General features: G+C 72.3%; 13 protein-coding genes. 8 read left to right on the forward strand and 5 right to left on the reverse strand.

What is annotated here, in order from left to right; translation table 11 throughout:
- The first annotated feature begins 57 nt into the window (after positions 1-57).
- From ACYQ8Q_RS14680 to ACYQ8Q_RS14695, 4 genes are all read left to right on the forward strand, one after another.
- Positions 58-975: an ACP S-malonyltransferase gene (locus ACYQ8Q_RS14680; RefSeq protein WP_460065139.1), complete on the forward strand. Its 918-nt coding sequence runs from the start codon at positions 58-60 to the stop codon at positions 973-975.
- A 12-nt stretch (positions 976-987) separates the two neighbouring features.
- Positions 988-1,989, forward strand: coding sequence for a beta-ketoacyl-ACP synthase 3 (locus ACYQ8Q_RS14685; protein ID WP_460065141.1), 1,002 nt, complete (start codon positions 988-990; stop codon positions 1,987-1,989).
- 82 nt (positions 1,990-2,071) lie between these two features.
- Positions 2,072-2,320 (forward strand): acyl carrier protein, encoded by a 249-nt coding sequence (locus ACYQ8Q_RS14690; RefSeq protein ID WP_030040115.1) that lies wholly within the window; start codon positions 2,072-2,074, stop codon positions 2,318-2,320.
- Between the two features lie 80 nt (positions 2,321-2,400).
- Positions 2,401-3,681 (forward strand): beta-ketoacyl-[acyl-carrier-protein] synthase family protein, encoded by a 1,281-nt coding sequence (locus tag ACYQ8Q_RS14695; protein WP_460065144.1) that lies wholly within the window; start codon positions 2,401-2,403, stop codon positions 3,679-3,681.
- Between the two features lie 66 nt (positions 3,682-3,747).
- Here the strand turns inward: ACYQ8Q_RS14695 and ACYQ8Q_RS14700 are convergent, their stop codons facing one another.
- A complete protein-coding gene (locus ACYQ8Q_RS14700; RefSeq protein WP_460065146.1) occupies positions 3,748-4,242 on the reverse strand; it encodes a DUF3145 domain-containing protein in 495 nt (164 codons plus the stop codon).
- 309 nt (positions 4,243-4,551) lie between these two features.
- Between ACYQ8Q_RS14700 and ACYQ8Q_RS14705 the strand changes: the two genes are divergently transcribed.
- A complete protein-coding gene (locus ACYQ8Q_RS14705; protein ID WP_460065148.1) occupies positions 4,552-5,442 on the forward strand; it encodes an SGNH/GDSL hydrolase family protein in 891 nt (296 codons plus the stop codon).
- Between the two features lie 15 nt (positions 5,443-5,457).
- Complete coding sequence (locus ACYQ8Q_RS14710; protein ID WP_460065150.1) at positions 5,458-6,435, forward strand: aldose epimerase family protein; 978 nt, start codon at positions 5,458-5,460, stop codon at positions 6,433-6,435.
- Between the two features lie 80 nt (positions 6,436-6,515).
- Here the strand turns inward: ACYQ8Q_RS14710 and ACYQ8Q_RS14715 are convergent, their stop codons facing one another.
- Positions 6,516-8,930 carry a beta-glucosidase family protein gene (locus tag ACYQ8Q_RS14715; protein ID WP_460065152.1) on the reverse strand — a complete coding sequence of 805 codons (2,415 nt, stop codon included), beginning with the start codon at positions 8,928-8,930 and terminating at the stop codon, positions 6,516-6,518.
- Positions 8,931-9,036: 106 nt separating this feature from the next.
- On the opposite strand from ACYQ8Q_RS14715, the gene ACYQ8Q_RS14720 reads away from it, so the two are divergent.
- Together ACYQ8Q_RS14720 and ACYQ8Q_RS14725 are read left to right on the forward strand one after the other, a co-directional pair.
- Complete coding sequence (locus tag ACYQ8Q_RS14720) at positions 9,037-9,627, forward strand: TetR/AcrR family transcriptional regulator (protein WP_460065153.1); 591 nt, start codon at positions 9,037-9,039, stop codon at positions 9,625-9,627.
- Positions 9,628-9,657: 30 nt separating this feature from the next.
- Positions 9,658-10,893 (forward strand): pyroglutamyl-peptidase I, encoded by a 1,236-nt coding sequence (locus tag ACYQ8Q_RS14725; RefSeq protein ID WP_460065154.1) that lies wholly within the window; start codon positions 9,658-9,660, stop codon positions 10,891-10,893.
- On the opposite strand, the gene ACYQ8Q_RS14730 is transcribed toward ACYQ8Q_RS14725, so the two are convergent.
- Genes ACYQ8Q_RS14730 through ACYQ8Q_RS14740 form a run of 3 tightly spaced genes read right to left on the reverse strand, consistent with a single transcriptional unit; the run spans position 10,867 to position 13,432 of the window.
- Positions 10,867-12,030 (reverse strand): winged helix DNA-binding domain-containing protein, encoded by a 1,164-nt coding sequence (locus tag ACYQ8Q_RS14730; RefSeq protein ID WP_460065156.1) that lies wholly within the window; start codon positions 12,028-12,030, stop codon positions 10,867-10,869. The two genes, ACYQ8Q_RS14725 and ACYQ8Q_RS14730, sit on opposite strands and share 27 nt — an antisense overlap.
- A 5-nt stretch (positions 12,031-12,035) precedes the next feature.
- Complete coding sequence (locus ACYQ8Q_RS14735) at positions 12,036-12,650, reverse strand: LysE family translocator (RefSeq protein WP_460065157.1); 615 nt, start codon at positions 12,648-12,650, stop codon at positions 12,036-12,038.
- Positions 12,647-13,432: an EI24 domain-containing protein gene (locus ACYQ8Q_RS14740; protein WP_460065158.1), complete on the reverse strand. Its 786-nt coding sequence runs from the start codon at positions 13,430-13,432 to the stop codon at positions 12,647-12,649. The genes ACYQ8Q_RS14735 and ACYQ8Q_RS14740 overlap by 4 nt, the downstream gene beginning before the upstream one ends.
- Positions 13,433-13,483: the final 51 nt, after the last annotated feature.

Here is a 13,483-nt window from a genome sequence, read left to right on the forward strand (position 1 = left end):
GTTCTTCGTCCCTGTCCCCACGGGCGGCCCCGGCCGTCCACAAGAGAGAGTGTGAGAGTGCTCGTACTCGTCGCTCCCGGCCAGGGCGCCCAGACGCCCGGCTTCCTGACCCCCTGGCTCGACCTCCCCGGTGTCGAGGACCGCCTGCGTGCCCTGTCGGCGGCCATCGACCTCGACCTGGTGCACTACGGCACGCACGCCGACGCGGACGAGATCCGTGACACCGCGATCGCCCAGCCGCTGCTGGTGGCGGCCGGGATCGTCTCGGCCACGGCGCTCGGTGACATCACGCCCGGCGCGGTCGCCGGTCACAGTGTCGGCGAGATCACCGCGGCCGCCTTCGCGGGTGTCCTCGACGACACCGCCGCGCTGACCCTCGTACGCCGCCGTGGCCTCGCGATGGCCGAGGCCGCCGCGGTCACCGCGACCGGGATGTCGGCGCTGCTCGGCGGCGACCCCGAGGTCACCGTGCCGCATCTGGAGAAGCTCGGGCTGACCCCGGCGAACGTCAACGGCGCGGGCCAGATCGTCGCGGCCGGCACCCTGGAGCAGCTCGCCGCGCTGAACGAGGACAAGCCCGAGGGCGTCCGCAAGGTCGTCCCGCTGAAGGTCGCCGGCGCGTTCCACACGCACCACATGGCCCCGGCCGTCGAGACCCTCGCCAAGGCCGCCGCGGAGCTGGCCCCGGCCGACCCGACGGTCGTGTACGTCTCGAACAAGGACGGCAGGACCGTCGCGACCGGCGCCGAGGTGCTGGAGCGGCTGGTCGGCCAGGTCGCCAACCCGGTCCGCTGGGACCTGTGCATGGAGACCTTCAAGGAGCTCGGCGCGACCGCGATCATCGAGGTCTGCCCCGGCGGCACCCTGGTCGGCCTCGCCAAACGCGCCCTGCCCGGCGTCAAGACGCTCGCGCTGAAGACCCCCGACGACCTCGACGCCGCTCGTGAGCTCCTCTCCGAGCATGGCGCCGCCTGACAAGGAGCCCTGATGGCGAAGATCAGGCCCAGCAAGGGCCATCCGTACGCGCGCATCCTCGGCGTCGGCGGCTACCGGCCCACCCGGGTCGTGCCCAACGAGGTCATCCTGGAGACGATCGACTCCTCCGACGAGTGGATCCGCTCGCGCTCGGGCATCGAGACCCGGCACTGGGCGAACGACGAGGAGACCGTCGCCGCCATGTCGGTCGAGGCGGCCGGCAAGGCGATCGCCGACGCCGGGATCACCGCCGAGCAGGTCGGCGCCGTGGTCGTGTCGACCGTCTCGCACTTCAAGCAGACGCCGGCCGTCGCGACCGAGATCGCCGACAAGCTCGGCACCGACAAGGCCGCCGCCTTCGACATCTCGGCCGGCTGCGCGGGCTTCGGCTACGGCCTGACGCTCGCCAAGGGCATGGTCGTCGAGGGCTCCGCCGAGTACGTCCTCGTCATCGGCGTGGAGCGGCTGAGCGATCTGACCGACCTGGAGGACCGGGCCACGGCCTTCCTGTTCGGCGACGGCGCCGGCGCGGTCGTCGTCGGTCCTTCCACCGAGCCGGCGATCGGGCCGACGGTGTGGGGTTCCGAGGGCGACAAGTCGGAGACCATCAAGCAGACCGTGCCGTGGACGGACTACCGCGACGGTGACGTGGCGAAGTTCCCCGCGATCACGCAGGAGGGCCAGGCGGTCTTCCGCTGGGCCGTCTTCGAGATGGCCAAGGTCGCCAAGGAGGCGCTGGAGGCCGCCGGCATCACCGCCGACGAGCTGGACGTCTTCATCCCGCACCAGGCCAACGAGCGGATCATCGACTCGATGGTCAAGACTCTCAAGCTGCCGGAGTCCGTCATGGTCGCCCGTGACGTGCGCACCACCGGCAACACCTCGGCCGCCTCGATCCCGCTCGCGATGGAGCGGCTCCTGGCGACCGGTGAGGCGAAGAGCGGCGACACCGCGCTCGTCATCGGTTTCGGGGCGGGTCTCGTCTACGCCGCGACTGTCGTTACCCTCCCCTAGGCACTCCGTGCCGGATCATGCGATCCGGTCGCGGAAAAGCACCACTGCCACACCCTCTGGAACACAACGAAGGAGCGCCATCATGGCCGCCACTCAGGAAGAGATCGTCGCCGGTCTCGCCGACATCGTGAACGAGATCGCCGGCATCCCGGTTGAGGACGTCCAGCTGGACAAGTCCTTCACCGACGACCTGGACGTCGACTCGCTGTCCATGGTCGAGGTCGTCGTCGCCGCCGAAGAGCGCTTCGACGTCAAGATCCCGGACGAGGACGTCAAGAACCTCAAGACGGTCGGCGACGCGACCGAGTACATCCTCAAGCACCAGGGCTGATCTTCCGATCCTCTGGGCTGAACTGCCCCGCCACCCGGCGGTGGCGCCGCTGAATCCTCGTAACGTTGGAGAAAGAATCCGTGAGCCCGACCAATCGCACCGTGGTCGTCACCGGTATCGGCGCAACCACACCGCTGGGTGGCGACGCAGCCTCTACCTGGGAGGGCCTGGTCGCCGGCAAGTCCGGTGTCAAGGTCCTGGAGCAGGAGTGGGCGGCCGACCAGGCCGTCCGGATCGCGGCCCCGGTCGCCGTGGAGCCCCTCGAGGTCATCCCGCGCCCGCAGGCCCGCAAGCTGGACCGCTCGGCGCAGTTCGCGCTGATCGCGGCTCAGGAGGCCTGGAAGGACGCCGGTTTCACCGGCAAGGCCGGCGAGGACGGCGGTGACGGCAAGGTCGACCCCGACCGGCTCGGCGCGGTCATCGCCTCCGGCATCGGCGGTGTCACCACCCTCCTCGACCAGTACGACGTGCTGAAGGAGAAGGGCGTCCGCCGGGTCTCCCCGCACACCGTGCCGATGCTGATGCCGAACAGCCCGTCCGCCAACGTCGGTCTGCTCGTGGGCGCCCGCGCCGGCGTGCACACCCCGGTCTCCGCCTGCGCGTCGGGCGCCGAGGCCATCGGCTACGCCATCGAGATGATCCGTACCGGCCGCGCCGACGTCGTCGTCGCCGGTGGTACCGAGGCGGCGATCCACCCGCTGCCCATCGCCGCGTTCGGCAACATGATGGCGATGTCCAAGAACAACGAGGACCCGCAGGGTGCCTCCCGTCCCTACGACGTGGCCCGCGACGGCTTCGTGCTGGGCGAGGGCGCCGGTGTCGTCGTCCTGGAGTCCGCGGAGCACGCGGCGAAGCGCGGGGCCCGGGTGTACGCCGAGGCCGTCGGGCAGGGCATCTCCGCCGACGCCCACGACATCGTGCAGCCGGAGCCGGAGGGCCGCGGCATCTCGCACGCCCTGCAGAACCTGCTGGAGCGCACCGACCTGGACCCGGCGGAGATCGTGCACGTCAACGCGCACGCGACCTCGACGCCGGCCGGTGACATCGCCGAACTGAAGGCGCTGCGCAAGGTCTTCGGCGACGACGCCGACCACATGGCCGTCTCGGCGACCAAGTCGATGACCGGGCATCTGCTCGGTGGCGCGGGCGGTGTCGAGACCGTCGCGACCGTGCTCGCCCTGTACCACCGGGTGGCGCCGCCGACGATCAACGTCGAGAACCTCGACCCCGAGGCCGAGGCCAACGCGGACATCGTCCGCGGCGAGGCCCGCAAGCTGCCCGTGGAGGGCCGTATCGCCGCGCTGAACGACTCGTTCGGCTTCGGCGGGCACAACGTGGTGCTGGCGTTCCGGACGGTCTGAGAGACGTCCCTACGCAGGTGAAGGGCCCCCGCCTCGAGAGGTGGGGGCCCTTCACGCGTTCACGTCTCAGACGACCTGGTGCAGCCAGCGGACCGGGGCTCCCTCGCCCGCGTGTCTGAACGGTTCCAGTTCGTCGTCCCAGGGCTTGCCGAGGAGTTTGGCGAGTTCGGCCTCGAGGTCGGTCTCGCCGCGCCGGCTGCGCAGCAGGGCCGCGCGCAGCCGGTCCTCGGGGATGAGGATGTCGCCGTGGATGCCGGTGACGGCGTGGAAGATGCCGAGGTCGGGGGTGCAGCTGTAGCGCTCGCCCTCGGCGGTGGCGCAGGGTTCGGCGGTCACCTCGAAGCGGAGCATCTGCCAGCCGCGCAGCGCGGAGGCGAGCTTGGAGGCGGTGCCGGCCTCGCCCTTGAAGGAGAACTCCGAGCGCCAGGTGCCGGGCGCGGCGGGCTGCCGGATCCAGTCGAGGTTGACGCGCGTGCCGAGCACCCCGGCGATGGCCCACTCGACGTGCGGGCAGAGCGCGCGCGGCGCGGAGTGCACGTACAGAACTCCACGTGTCGTCACCGGGACCTCCGGGCAGAGCGGGACATCTTGCAGGCGGGCAGGGCGGCGGTGTCGGGGCAGCCGCGTTGATGGCGAGGCTACCGTGCGGCGGCGCAAGGAGTGTGACGTACCGTCGGTCCCGGTGCCGTGAACGTCCGCCTTTCACTCGGCAGGACGCCTGTACGGGTGTGAAGCGTTCCATCTTGTGGGTCCTGTTGTGTCCCGGTCCCGGCGCACGGTCCGGGCGCGCGGGAACTCCTGTGCGTTGTCATGGGTGGGGCCTGTCATGGGTGGGGCCGCCCGTCCGAGCAGCGAGGGGATCACCAGGGGATGCGGATGCGAAACCGGCGGGTGCGGGCGGTGCTGGCCGTCACCGGCGCGGCCGTCCTGGGGCTGGCCGGCTGTGACGTGCTGGGCGGGGGCGGCGGCTCGGGGGACACGGGGGCAAGGAAGGCGAGGGCGGCCCAGGCGCCGTTGTGGGACACGAGCCCGGCGTCGATGGCGGCGGTGGGCGACTCCATCACCCGTGGCTTCGACGCCTGTACGGTCCTCCAGGACTGCCCTGAGGTGTCCTGGGCGACGGGGGCGAGCGCCGAGGTCGACAGTCTCGCGGTCCGGCTGCTGGGTGCTTCGAAGGCGGCCACGCACAGCTGGAACTACGCGGTGACCGGGGCCAGGATGGCGGATGTGGCGGACCAGATGACCCGTGCGGCGGCGGAGAAACCGCAGCTCGTGACGGTGATGGCGGGGGCGAACGACGCCTGCCGGGAGTCGACGGCGGCGATGACGCCGGTGGCGGACTTCCGGGCGGAGTTCGAGGAGGCGCTGCGCACGCTGCGCCGGTCGCTGCCGAAGGCGCAGGTGTATGTGGCGAGCGTGCCGAACCTGAAGCGGCTGTGGTCGCAGGGGCGGACCAACGCGCTGGGCAAGCAGATCTGGAAGCTGGGCATCTGCCCCTCGATGCTGGGCGACGCGGACGCGCTGGACGCGGCGGCGACCGCGCGGCGGGACACCGTGCAGCGGCGGGTGGAGGACTACAACCGGGTGCTGGAGGAGGTCTGCGCGAAGGACGCGCGGTGCCGGTTCGACGGCGGCGCGGTGTACGACTTCCGGTTCGGGACGGATCAGTTGAGTCATTGGGACTGGTTCCATCCGAGCAGGGACGGGCAGGCGCGGCTCGCGGAGATCGCCTACCGAAAAGTCACCGCGCGGGTCATGTGACTTAGTGTTCCGACCATGAGCGAACACTTCGGAACACTTTCCGATGGCACCCCGGTACACCGCTGGACACTGGAGCGGGCGGGCACCCGGGTGCGGGTGCTGTCGTACGGCGGGATCGTGCAGTCCGTGGACGTCCCCGACCGGGACGGGCGGACGGCGGACGTGGTGCTGGGGTTCGCGGACCTGGACGGCTATCTCTCCCACCCCGAGCCATTCCTGGGCGCCCTGGTCGGCCGGTACGCGAACCGGATCGCCGGCGCCCGCTTCCCGCTGGACGGGCTGACGTACGCGCTGGAGCCCAACAACGCGCCCAACTCGCTGCACGGCGGTCCGCGCGGCTTCGACAAGCGGGTGTGGGAGGTGGAGCCGGTCGAGCACGGGCTCAGGCTGAGCCGGGTGAGCCCGCACGGCGAGGAGGGCTTCCCGGGGCGGCTGGAGGTCTCGGCGACGTACACGCTGGACGCGTCGGGGGCGCTGCGGCTCGGGTACGAGGCGGTCACGGACGCGCCGACGGTGGTGAACCTGACCAACCACAGCTACTTCAATCTGGGCGGGCCGGACAGCGGGGACGCCGGGGGCCATGAACTGCGGCTGGCCGCCGCGCGGTACACCCCGGTGGACGCGGATCTGATCCCGACCGGGGAGCTCGCGGAGGTGGCGGGCACCCGCTTCGACTTCCGTACGGCCCGCAAGACCGGCTCCGGCTACGACCACAACTTCGTGCTGGACAAGGGCGTCACGGCCGTGGCGCAGGAGGTGGCGGAGCTGCACGATCCGGCGAGCGGGCGGGTGCTGACGGTGTCGACGACCGAGCCGGGCATCCAGGTGTACACCGCGGACCACCTGGGCGAGCCGTTCGCGCCGTGCCGGGGGATCGCGCTGGAGACCCAGCACTTCCCGGACTCGCCGAACCGCCCGGAGTTCCCCACGACCGTGCTGCGGCCGGGTGAGGTGTACCGGTCGGAGACGGTGTACGGGTTCGGCGTCCGGTGAGAGGCGTCCGGTGAGAAATAGCCCCGGCCCAGGGGTCAGGTCCCGGGCCGGGGCTGTTCATGGGGTGAGGAGTACCCGCCTCAGACGTTAGTCGTCGCGGTGATCCTGCGGTCCGCGATGGACCTACCCACCTGGATTTCGTACGAACCCTTCACAAAGAACCACCGGTGGTCGGCCTCGTCCCAGACCTCGAAGGCGCGCTGCGGGATCTCCACGGTGACCTCGGCGTTCTCCCCCGGTCCGGCCTCGACGGCGGCGAATCCGGCGAGCCGGCGGGCGGGGCGGTCGGGGCCGGGCTCGCTGGGCGCCAGGTACACCTGGACGACCTCGCGGCCGGCCCGCTCACCGGTGTTGCGCAGCCGCACCGTGACCGTCGTACCGGCGACCTCGACGGACTCGTAGGCCCAGTCGGTGTAGCCGAGGCCGTGGCCGAAGGGGTACGTGGGGGTCCTGCCCTCCCTGTCCCAGGCGCGGTAGCCGATGAAGAGGTCCTCGGTGTACGGCAGTTCGCCGTCGGCCGGGGTGACCCGGGTGACCGGGGCGTCGGTGAGGGAGCCCCAGGTGGTGGGGAGGCGGCCGCCGGGCTCGCGGGCGCCGGTGAGGACGTCGGCGAGGGCCGCGCCGCCCTCCTGGCCGGGGAACCAGGTGAGCAGCACGGCGGCGACCTCCTCGCGCCAGGGCAGTTCGACCGGGGAGCCGGAGTTGACGACCACCACGGTGTTCGGGTTGGCGGCGGCGACCGCGCGGACCAGGTCGTCCTGGCGGCCGGGGAGGGCGAGGTCCTTGCGGTCGAAGCCCTCGGACTCGACGCGGTCGGTGGTGGCGACCACGACGACCGCGGTGTCGGCGGCGCGGGCGGCCTCGACGGCCTCGGCGATCAGCTCGTCCTCGCCGCGCTGCGGCTCCTGGTGGGCGAGGGCGAAGGCGACGACCTTGAAGGGGATCTCGTCGGGGAGGGCGAAGACATAGGTGAGGGAGACCTCGACCGGTTCGCCGGCGGTCAGGTCCACGCGGGCGTGCGGCACGGGGGCGCCGAAGAAGGCCTCGAAGGGGTCGCCGTCGTCGGCGGGCAGCTGGGGGCCGTCGAAGTACGTCGTCCCGGCGACGGTGAGGGTGAAGGCGCCGGTGCCCTTGACGCCGAAGGAGTGCGGGCCGCTCTCGCGCGGGGTGAAGGTGCCGGTCAGCTCGACGGTGTGGAGGGTGTCGTGGGTGACGCCCTCGGGGAGGTCGGTGCCCATCCACTGGATCTGGCCGTTGGGGGCGGAGCCGGTGCCGAGGACGTTCCCCTCGGTGTCCCGGCAGATCGCCCGGAGCGTGAAGCCCTTGTCGGCGACGGCGAGTTCGGTGGTGGGGTCGGCGCCGACGGCGTAGGTGACGGTGCCCTCGGGGAGGGCGGCGGTGAGGCCGTCGAGCGGGGAGACGATCCGGGCCGGGAAGACGGTGGCGGAGCCGCCGCCGAGGACCCGGGCGTCGCGGGCGGCGGCGCCGATGAGGGCGACGGTGCCGGGCTTCAGGGGCAGCGCGGCGCGTTCGTTGCGGAGCAGGACGAAGGAGCGGCCGGCCAGCTCGCGGGCCAGGGCCTCGCCGTCGACGGGCTCGGGAAGTTCGGTGACGGCGGGCTCGGCGTCGGCGAGGACACCGACCCGGGCGGCCAGGCGGAGCACGCGGCGGACGGCCTCGTCGACCTCGGACTCCGCCACCTTGCCGTCGCGGACCGCCTGGGCGAGGGCCTCGCCGTAGACGGTCTGCGGGCCGGGCATGGCGACGTCGAGGCCGCCGCGCAGCGCGCCGACGGTGTCGCGGGCCGCCATCCAGTCGGAGACGTTGTAGCCGTCGAAGCCCCATTCGCCGCGCAGGACCTCGTTCACCAGGTGGTGGTGCTCGGTCATGGTGGTGCCGTTGACCGTGTTGTAGGCGGTCATGATGCCCCACGGGTGGGCGTTCTCGACGATGGCCTCGAAGGGGGCGAGGTACAGCTCGCGCAGGGCACGCTCGCCGACCAGGTTGTTCACGGTGAAGCGGTCGGTCTCGGCGTCGTTGGCGACGTAGTGCTTGACGGTGGTGCCGACGCCGCCCTCCTGGACGCCCTTGACGTACCCGGTGCCGATCCGGCCCGTCAGGTAGGGGTCCTCGCTGTAGGCCTCGAAGTGGCGGCCGCCGAGCGGGGAGCGGTGCAGGTTGACGGTGGGGGCGAGCAGCACGTGGACGCCCTTGCGGCGGGCCTCCTGGGCGAGCAGGACGCCCGCGCGGCGGGCGAGCTCCGGGTCCCAGGTGGCGGCGAGGGCGGTCGGTGAGGGCAGGGCGACGGACGGGTCGTCGGCGGTCCAGCGCACGCCCCGGACGCCGATCGGGCCGTCGGACATGACGAGCGACTTCAGGCCGATCTCCGGCAGCTCGGGCAGTGACCACATGTCCTGTCCGGCCAGCAGCCGGGTCTTGGCGTCCAGGTCGAGCTTGCCGAGGGCCGCCTCGACGGCCTGTTCCGTTCCCGCCATGGCGGTGCCTCCTCGTTGAGTGCGTGCGGTGCGCTGTCCCCATCGTGCATCGGTTACCTGTAGAACGGTAGGTTTCGTTACTTCGCTGTTATCTTTCGCCGCTCGGATGCCGTACCGTGACGGCATGAGCGCCAGAACCAGGAGCGAGGAGCGGCGGGCCGAGATCGTCCGGGCGGCCCTGGAGGTGATCGCCGAGCGCGGTTACCGGGGGGCGAGTCTGGCGGCCGTGGCCGAGCGGGTCGGGCTGACCCAGCAGGGGCTGCTGCACCACTTCCCCACCAAGGAGGCGCTGCTGGTGGCCGTCCTGAAGGAACGCGACCAGTGGGACGCGGTGCCGGACACCCCGTGGCGGGTCGATCTGCTGACCTCGCTCGTCGACTACAACGCGATGCGGCCCGGGATCATCCAGACCTTCTCGGCGCTGCTCGGCGAGAGCGTGACGGAGGGGCATCCGGCGCGGGAGTACTTCACCGAGCGGTACACGGGCGTACGGCAGACCATGGCGCAGGCCCTGCGCGCCCAGTACGGCGACCGTCTGCCGAACGGGCTCACGCCCGAGCGCACGGCGCCCCTGCTGGTGGCGGTCATGGACGGGCTCCAGTACCAGTGGCTGCTGGACCCCGGGTCGGTGGACATGGCGGCCGCGTTCCGGGACTTCCTGCGACTGCTGGGCGAGGAAGCAACGCCGCAGGCGTGACATGAGGGGTCAGAGGGATATACAACTCCCGTGAATTCCTTACGTGTTCGCCATGGCTTCCTCGGTCTGGCCCTGCTCGCCGGCCTGACCGCGTCCACGACCGCGACCGCCTCCGCCGCGGTCCCCTCCCCCACCGTCGAGGAACAGCGGCTGGCACAGGCCGTACCGCAGGAGATCCTCGGACGGTCCGGATTCGACTCCGTGGCACCGGAGTTGGCCCGCGCCCTCGACCGCGCGCACTCCTACGCCCAGGCCCGCCGGATCGTCGTGCGCGAGGGCACCGCCCTGTGGCGGCGGGCCGTCGACCGGGTGCAGGGACGCGGCCCCGCGGGCGGCGACCTGAGCCGGGACGACGACCGGCCGCTGTACTGGGCGCGGCTGGGCATGACGCGTGAAGTGCGCACCTGGGAAGCGCGGTTCGGACTCACCGAGGCCCAACGGACCAGGCTGCTGGACGCGGTGGAGCGCACCTCGCGCGGCCAGACCGACATCCGGTACCCCCAGCGCACGAAGGGCCTCAAGCGGGTCCTGGTCACCGGCTTCGACCCGTTCACCCTGGACCGGGACATCCGGATCTCCAACCCCTCCGGCGCGAGCGCCCTCGCGCTGGACGGCACGGTGATCGAGACGGCGGACGGGCCCGCCCGGGTGGAGACGGCCGTGTTCCCGGTGCGCTGGCAGGACTTCGCGCAGGGCACGGTGGAGCGGACGCTGCGGCCGTATCTGCCGTACGTCGATCTGTTCACGACGGTCAGCCAGGGCCGGGTCGGGCGCTTCGACGTGGAGCGCACCAACGGGGCCTGGCGGGGCGGCTTCCCGGACAACGAGAACATCGGCCGCACGGAGACCGTCCCGGTGACCGACCCGGCCTCGCAGCCGCAGTGGACGACGACGACCCTGCCGTACGCGGCGATCGTCGGGGCGGACACCGGCCGTTTCCCGGTGTACGACAACACGGCCGTGACCGAGATCCCGGCGGGGGCCACCGAGCCCGTCGTCCGGCCGGACGGCCCGACCGCCGGCTCCACCGCACGGGCCGGGGGCGGCGGGAACTACCTCTCCAACGAGATCGCCTACCGCGCGACCCTGCTGCGCGACCGGCTGGGGCTGCACGACACCCTGCCGGGCGGCCATCTCCACACGCCGGTGCTCCAGTTCGCCGCCGGCAACACCACCGAGGTGACCGACCCGGAGTTCGTACGCAACCGGCTGGACATCGTCGCCCAGGTGCGGGCGGTCCTAGCCGTGGCCGTCGGCGCGGAGTAGGCGCGTCTCGGCGGCGGGCGGGAGCTTGGCCCACCAGTGCGTGTGGCGGGCGTAGACGTCCGGGTCGCCGCGGCCGGCCAGGAGCGCGGTCAGGGAGCCGGCCTCGGCCGACAGCGCCTCCCAGACCTCGGCGGGCAGCGGATGGAACGCGCTCGCCTCCACGCCCGCCGCGGTGGCCCGCCACACCCCGGCCACCCTGCCGTCCACGAGGAGGGTGGGCAGGACGTCCCCGTTGACGCGGGTGACGAGGCGGCGGTACTCCGGGGGGATCACCCGGGAGCGGTCGGCGTAGGCCAGCAGGACGCTGTCCCACATCCCCAGCAGGCGGGGCGGGGCCGGGGTGTCGGCGGGCGGGCGCGGGGCTCCGGGGACGTCCAGGAGGAGGGCGCCGTCGGCGCCGGTGAGGCGGACCAGCCGGCCGTCGTCGAGCGTGTCGAGGGCCGCGCGGACGGGGGCCCGCTGGATCAGGGCGAACTGGGCGATGTCCGCGACGGTCGCCGGGCCGAACGCGGCCAGGTAGCGGAGGATCAGGGCGCGCAGCGAGTCCGGCTCGGGGGTACGGCCGGACAGCGGCGGGCCGGGCGGGGCGGCGACGAAGGAGGCGCGGGCGCCGAAGGACCAGGGGGTGCCGGCGGGGGCGTGCAGCAGCGGGGCGTAGGCCTTCAGACCCCACCAGGCGGCGTCCTTGTGCTCCGGGCCGAGGTTTTCCGCCAGCCAGGTCTGGATCTCCGCGGTGGTGCGCTGCCGCCGGGCGAACTCCAGCAGGTCCGGGACGATGCGCTCCGCGTCGGCCGGGGTGAGCCCGGACACCGCGAACCGGGCGCCGAGGCGGGAGCCGTACAGCGTCTGCTGCATCGCGCCGCGGAAGGCGCGGTGGTCGTCGGCGTGGACGGCGTGGAGCGTGATCCGCATCAGCGTCGCCTTGACCACCGTGCCGGAGGCGAACGCCTCGTCGAGGTCGTCCGGCCGGAACCCGGCCACCCGGTTCCAGAGGGCGAGGTACGGGGACGCGGGGTGCTGCGCCTGGAGGGCGACGACCCGGTGGACGGCCTCGGGCACCGGCAGCGCCTCGCGGCGCAGGAGGAGCTGGCGGGCCAGGGTGGCGCGGTTGAGCTCGCCGGGGCCGAGGGGCGGCACGGCGGTCAGTGGGACGGGGCGAGCGCGAGGCTCACGCCGAGGCCGGCCAGGACGGAGCCGACGACCTTGTTGAGGACCTTCTGGGCGCGGAGCATCAGGGTGCGCATCCGTTCCTGGGAGAAGAACACGGCGACGACCCCGAACCACAGCAGATGGGCCAGGGCCATGAACAGCCCGTAGCCCACCTGCTGGACGACCGGTGTGCCGGGGCTGACGACCTGGGAGAACGTGGAGACGACGAAGAGGGTCGTCTTCGGGTTGAGGACGTTGGTGAGGAAGCCGGTGCGCAGGGCGGCGAGCGGGGTCAGCTCCGTGCCGCCGCTCAGGTCGATCTCGACCTCGCCGCGGGTGCGGAAGGTGCGGACGCCGATGTACACCAGGTAGGCCGCGCCGATCAGCTTGATGACGGTGAACAGGGCGGTGGAGGACGCGATCAGCAGGCCCACGCCGAGCATGGTGTAAGTGACGTGGACGAGGACGCCGGCGGCGACCCCGGTGGCCGCGAGGAGTCCGGTGCGGCGGCCGTGGAGGTAGCTGTTGCGGACGATCATCGCGAAGTCGGCGCCGGGGGCGATGACGGCCAGGACCGTGATGAGGGCGACGGCGAGGGTCTGGTTCACGCGGTCAGCTCCTCGGGCTCGCTGTCCCCGTCGCGGATCTCCTCGCCGAGCAGGTCGCGGGCCATGAGGGTGGCGCCCGCGACCGCGCCCGGCATCAGGAACACCGCGACGACGGGGACCAGGAAGGCCAGGCCCAGCGGGGTGCCGAAGCCCCAGACCAGGGTCTTGCGGGAGCGGAGCAGGGCGAGGCGGGCGCGCAGGTCGACGGTACGGCGCTGGAGCGCGACGGCGGTGAGTTCCTCGGTGAGGAAGAAGCCGGTGACGAAGAAGCCGATCACGGGGACGACGGTCTGTCCGACGAAGGGGACGAAGCCCAGGCCGAACAGCAGGATGCCCCACACCCCGGCGCGCACCAGGATGCGCAGACTGTCCCGGGCGGAGATCCACAGCTCGCGCCAGAGCGGCAGCCCGGACTCGGGGGCGCTGCCGTCGGGGGACACGTCCCGGTCGACGGCCTCGGAGAGGCTCTCGTAGAAGGGCTGGCCGATGAGCAGGGTGACGGCGGTGAAGGTGAGGACGGCGAGCAGCAGGCCGAGGGCGAACAGCACGACGAGGAGGAAGCCCCGGAAGAGACCGGGCCAGGGGCTGGACCAGTCGTCCGCGAAGGGCGTCGCCCAGGCCACGAAGTCCGCGCCCCACACGGCGAGCGCGACGAGCGCCGCCAGATACAGCACCAGCGTGATCAGCCCCGGCAGCAGGCCGAATCCGTACTGCCTGCCGTTGCGGGCCACCCACCGCTGGCCCTCCACCAGATACTGAAAACCCACCCCGAGATCTCGCATGGCCGCACTCTATCGGCCGTGTCCCCCGCGTCCCGGGGCGTGCGGGGCGGG

The sequence above is a fragment of the Streptomyces sp. YKOK-I1 genome (assembly GCF_054660435.1).

What these genes read in the sequence shown, in the direction of transcription:
- ACYQ8Q_RS14685 (WP_460065141.1), top strand. Translation starts at nt 988, where the DNA reads ATGGCGAAGATCAGGCCCAGCAAGGGCCATCCGTACGCGCGCATCCTC.
- ACYQ8Q_RS14690 (WP_030040115.1), top strand. Translation starts at nt 2,072, where the DNA reads ATGGCCGCCACTCAGGAAGAGATCGTCGCCGGTCTCGCCGACATCGTG.
- ACYQ8Q_RS14705 (WP_460065148.1), top strand. Translation starts at nt 4,552, where the DNA reads ATGCGGATGCGAAACCGGCGGGTGCGGGCGGTGCTGGCCGTCACCGGC.
- ACYQ8Q_RS14710 (WP_460065150.1), top strand. Translation starts at nt 5,458, where the DNA reads ATGAGCGAACACTTCGGAACACTTTCCGATGGCACCCCGGTACACCGC.
- ACYQ8Q_RS14715 (WP_460065152.1), bottom strand. Translation starts at nt 8,930, where the DNA reads ATGGCGGGAACGGAACAGGCCGTCGAGGCGGCCCTCGGCAAGCTCGAC.
- ACYQ8Q_RS14720 (WP_460065153.1), top strand. Translation starts at nt 9,037, where the DNA reads ATGCCGTACCGTGACGGCATGAGCGCCAGAACCAGGAGCGAGGAGCGG.
- ACYQ8Q_RS14740 (WP_460065158.1), bottom strand. Translation starts at nt 13,432, where the DNA reads ATGCGAGATCTCGGGGTGGGTTTTCAGTATCTGGTGGAGGGCCAGCGG.